The organism is Nocardiopsis xinjiangensis YIM 90004, from assembly GCF_000341145.1.
In the GTDB taxonomy this organism is placed as follows: Bacteria; Actinomycetota; Actinomycetes; order Streptosporangiales; family Streptosporangiaceae; genus Nocardiopsis; species Nocardiopsis xinjiangensis.
The window spans coordinates 1-4,049 of the sequence record NZ_ANBE01000071.1 but is presented as its reverse complement, the minus strand read 5'-3'; the positions used below and the strand labels follow the sequence as shown (position 1 = coordinate 4,049).

The following is a 4,049-nucleotide window of genomic DNA, read 5'->3' as shown; positions in this document are numbered from 1 at the left end:
GACCAAGGGCATGGACGAGGACGAGCTCGCTGCCGCGGTGGCAGGGAACGCCCGCCGCGCGTTCTCCTTCTGAGGGTGGTTCCGGCGCTCGGCCCGGTCAGTGGCGCGGGCCCCGCTGCGGAGGCCAGTGGGCCTGGACGTGTCGTGTGCCGTCGCGGTGGTCCCAGGGCCGGAAGGCGTCCCCGTCCGGGGCCACCCGCTCTTATGGGGAGTGATCGCTTGGTAACCGCACGTAGAGCCAGTGTTGTCCGTGGCCGCATTCGGCCACTTGTGGTGCATGCGTTCTGAGGGCGGCTGGGGAGTACTGTGCCGGGCGTGTGGAGGGCCCCGGTCTGTTCTGCGTGAGCGTGGCAAACGGGTGTCCGGCCGGGGCCGAGCCCGAAGCAGCTCCCCAGGATGAAGAGGCCCTGGCGGACACCTGTGCCAACTGGGGCAACGGCGGCATCCAGGACTGGTACCCGCTCGAGCGCCACCAGATCAGCGACCGTCTCGAGCTGGCGATCAACACCGCCACCGGCAACCTCGTCGTCCAACACCGCGACCTGACCACGGCCGGCACCGGACTCGATCTGTCGGTCTCCAGCTTCTACAACTCCACCGACGGCCAGGCCGGCTGGACCCTCTCCCACGGCCGCGACGTGGGGCTGCAGATCTTCAGCAACTCCATCATCTTCCAGGGCCCCTCCGGCTACTGCGAGCGCTTCGACGTCGACGAGGACGGAGGCTTCGGCTCTCCGGCCGGGCTCAACGGTGACCTGGAAGAGCTGGACAACGGCCACTACGCGCTGACCTTCCACCGGGGCGAGTACGCCGACCAGGTCTGGACCTTCACCGCCCAGGGCTGGTGGTACTCCCAGGCCGACCGCAACGGCAACACCCACCGGATGCGCTACGACTCCGAGGGCGACCTCGCCTCGGTCGTGGACACCCAGGACCGCGTCACCACCTTCGACTGGGAGGAGTGGTACCAGCCCGGGTCCATCACCGGCCCCACCGGGCAGAGAGCCACCGACTACAGCTGGAACGATGACGGTGACCTGACCACACTCACCGACCGGGCCGGGCAGGACCTGGAGTTCTCCTACACCGACGGCGGGCTCCTGGAATCGGTCACCGACCCCACCGGTGCGACCTGGAGCATCAGCTACAACGACGACGACCAGGTCTCGTCCTTGAGCGTGCCCGATGGCTCGGACGGCGGGGCGGGCACCTCCTACTCCTACGACGACAGCCCCGAGGAGGGCAGCGAGACCGCCGTCGAGGACCCAAATGGTGGGGAGTCCACGTTCACCTACGACGACCAGGGGCGCCAGACCGACGCCACTGATCAGGTCGGTAACACCCGCTCCCAGGAGTGGACCTCCAACTCCGACGTGGCCACCACCACCGACCCCCTCGAGGCCTCGGTCACCTACGACTACGACGAGTTCAACAACCTCATCGGCACCGAACTGCCCACCGGCGCGGCGACCTCGGTCGGCTTCACCGACACCGCGAACCCGGCCAAACCCACCAGCGTGACCACGCCCGATGGTGACGAGCTGTCGATGTCCTACGACGACGCGGGCAACATGGTCTCCGCGACACAGGAGGACATGGACCTCACCGTCACCGACATCGACTACACCGGCCAAGGTCTGGTCTCGGCTGTCACCGACGCCAACGGCAACACCACCGAGTACTCCTACGACCGTGCCGGGAACATGGTCGCGATGTCCGAACCCGGACCCGTCGGGGACATGGAATTCGGCTACGACGCGCTCTCACGGGTCACCTCGGTGACCGACGGCAACGGCACCACGCTGGAGTACGGCTACGACCGCCTCGACCGCATCGTCTCCATCTCCCACGAGGGCGAGGTCATCGAGTCCATCGACTACGACGGCAACGGCCGCCAAATCGCGACCCACACCGACCAGGCCACCACCGAGTTCACCTACAACGGGCGCGGCGACCTGCTCACCAGCGAGCGCAGCGACTCCTCGGGCACCGAAACAGCCGAGTACTCCTACGACGCCGCAGGCAACCTCACCGAGCTGACCGAACACGGCCAGACCACCACCTACGCCTACGACGCTGCGTTCCGGCTCACCTCACTGACCGACCACACCGGCGCCGAGACCACCTTCGACAACGACGCCAACAACCAGCGCACCCTCATCACCCACCCCGACGGGGCCGAAGAGGCCCGGTCCTACGACGACTCGGCCCGCCTGACCGGCATCACCACCACCGGCGCCGAAGGCCAGGAGCTGGTGACCGCCTCCTACTCCTACGACAACGACGGCGCCGACAGCGACCAGATGCGCTCGCGCACCGTCAACGGCCAGAGCGAATCCTTCACCTACGACGGACTCGGCCGACTGACCAGCAACGGCGAGAGGGACTACGCCTACGACGACGCCGGCAACATGATCGAGGCCGGCGACGAGAGCTTCAGCTACGACGACGCCGACCAGGTCACCTCGGCCCGCGGTCAGGACGTCGCCCACGACGAGGCCGGCAACATGGTCGAGCGCGGCGGCAACTCCTATGAGTACAGCCCCACCAACCAGATGCTGCGCTCGAATGACGGCGACGGGGACCTGTCCACGAGCCTGAGCTATGACACCACCGACCAGACCCAGATGCGCGGCATCACCGACGTGCACGACGGTGAGCGCATCGAGCGGCAGCTGTCCAACACCGCGCTCGGGACCACCAACATCGCCTCCGAGGGCGAACGGACCAGCTACGTGCGCGACCCCGACGGCCAGCTCATCTCCATGGTCGACTGGGCCGGCGATGAGCGCTTCCACTACACCCTGGACGGGCAGAACACCGTCCTGGCGCTGACGGCCGAGGGGTCCGAGGCCGAGTCGCCGGATGCGGTGTATGAGTACAGCCCCTACGGCGAGCAATCCAGTGAGACCATCGAAGACAGCCAGGCCGGGGACCTGAACGCGTTCGGCTACACGGGCGCGTACCAGTTCCTGGACGGGACGGTGCACCTGTCCCACCGGTTCCTGGACACGTTCACCCTCAACTTCACCCAGCCGGACCCGTCGCGGCAGGAGATGAACAACTCCACCTACGCGATGTGTGACCCCATCAACAAGATGGACCCCACCGGGTTGAGTACGTGCTTCGGGAATGTGTTGCTTCTGGGTGCTTCGGGCCTCGGTCTCATCGGCGCTGCGATGGTTACTGGCGGATCGATGGGCGCTGCAGGGTTCTTTCTCGGGGTGGCTTCCATGGGATTCTTGGGTTCAATGCAAATGGCAAGAGACGCATGCGGATGGAACTTCTGACGCGAAGTTCGTTTCCATTAGTGCATTCCGATATATGAACATGGCCCGCACCTAGAGTTGTCCAAGGTGCGGGTCATATTTTAAAATGTGGTAGAGTCATGGATCAGAAATTTAAGACTGCAATCCTTTTGGTTTTCATATTCATCCCATTTTTCTTCTCTGTCTATCTGGGTACTGGGAGCTTATTGGTAGGGCTCGCTGTCATTCTTGCGACTTCAGTATTCGGAATTGCTTGTCTGTTTGTGGGGAGTTTGGTAGTAAAAATAAACAGATCCAGTAAAGATGAAAATTAGATTGGAAGGGTTTGGGTGTGCGAATTTTAGGGCGGGACGGTGCGCCTGTCCCGCCGGTTCCTGGGCACGTTCACCCTCAACTTCACCCAGCCGGGTCCCTCGTGGCAGGAGATGAACAACTCCACCTACGCTACAGGTGATCCCATTAACGGAATGGACCCGAGCGGGCTCCACTCATACCAAAACTTCGCCACTGATCTCAGCGTCATCGGTGGCGCAACGGGAGCGGCGGGGCCAGCGTTGTTGTCGGATGTGGAGTAGGGCTGGTTGGCGTAGTCACTGTGGCATCTGGTTGTGGAGTCGGAGCAGGGTCGGTTTCGCTGTTGGGTTGGTGCGGTCGCTGGCTACCGATTTGGGTGACCCTGTGCCGGTCCCTGATAACTCAATAGTGTCTGGTGGAGACCGACGCTCCTTTCCTCACGCCCAAGCCTTACCGGGGACGCCCCAATGCGCCTTACCTGGTGCC

General features: G+C 64.2%; 1 protein-coding gene and 1 pseudogene. Both read left to right on the top strand.

Going from position 1 to position 4,049, the window contains the following annotated elements; all coding sequences use genetic code 11:
* Positions 1-341 precede the first annotated feature (341 nt).
* Complete coding sequence (locus D473_RS0123715; protein WP_241474866.1) at positions 342-3,290, top strand: RHS repeat-associated core domain-containing protein; 2,949 nt, start codon at positions 342-344, stop codon at positions 3,288-3,290.
* Positions 3,291-3,975: 685 nt separating this feature from the next.
* A pseudogene (locus tag D473_RS27400) lies at positions 3,976-4,049 on the top strand (TatD family hydrolase); the annotation flags it as partial.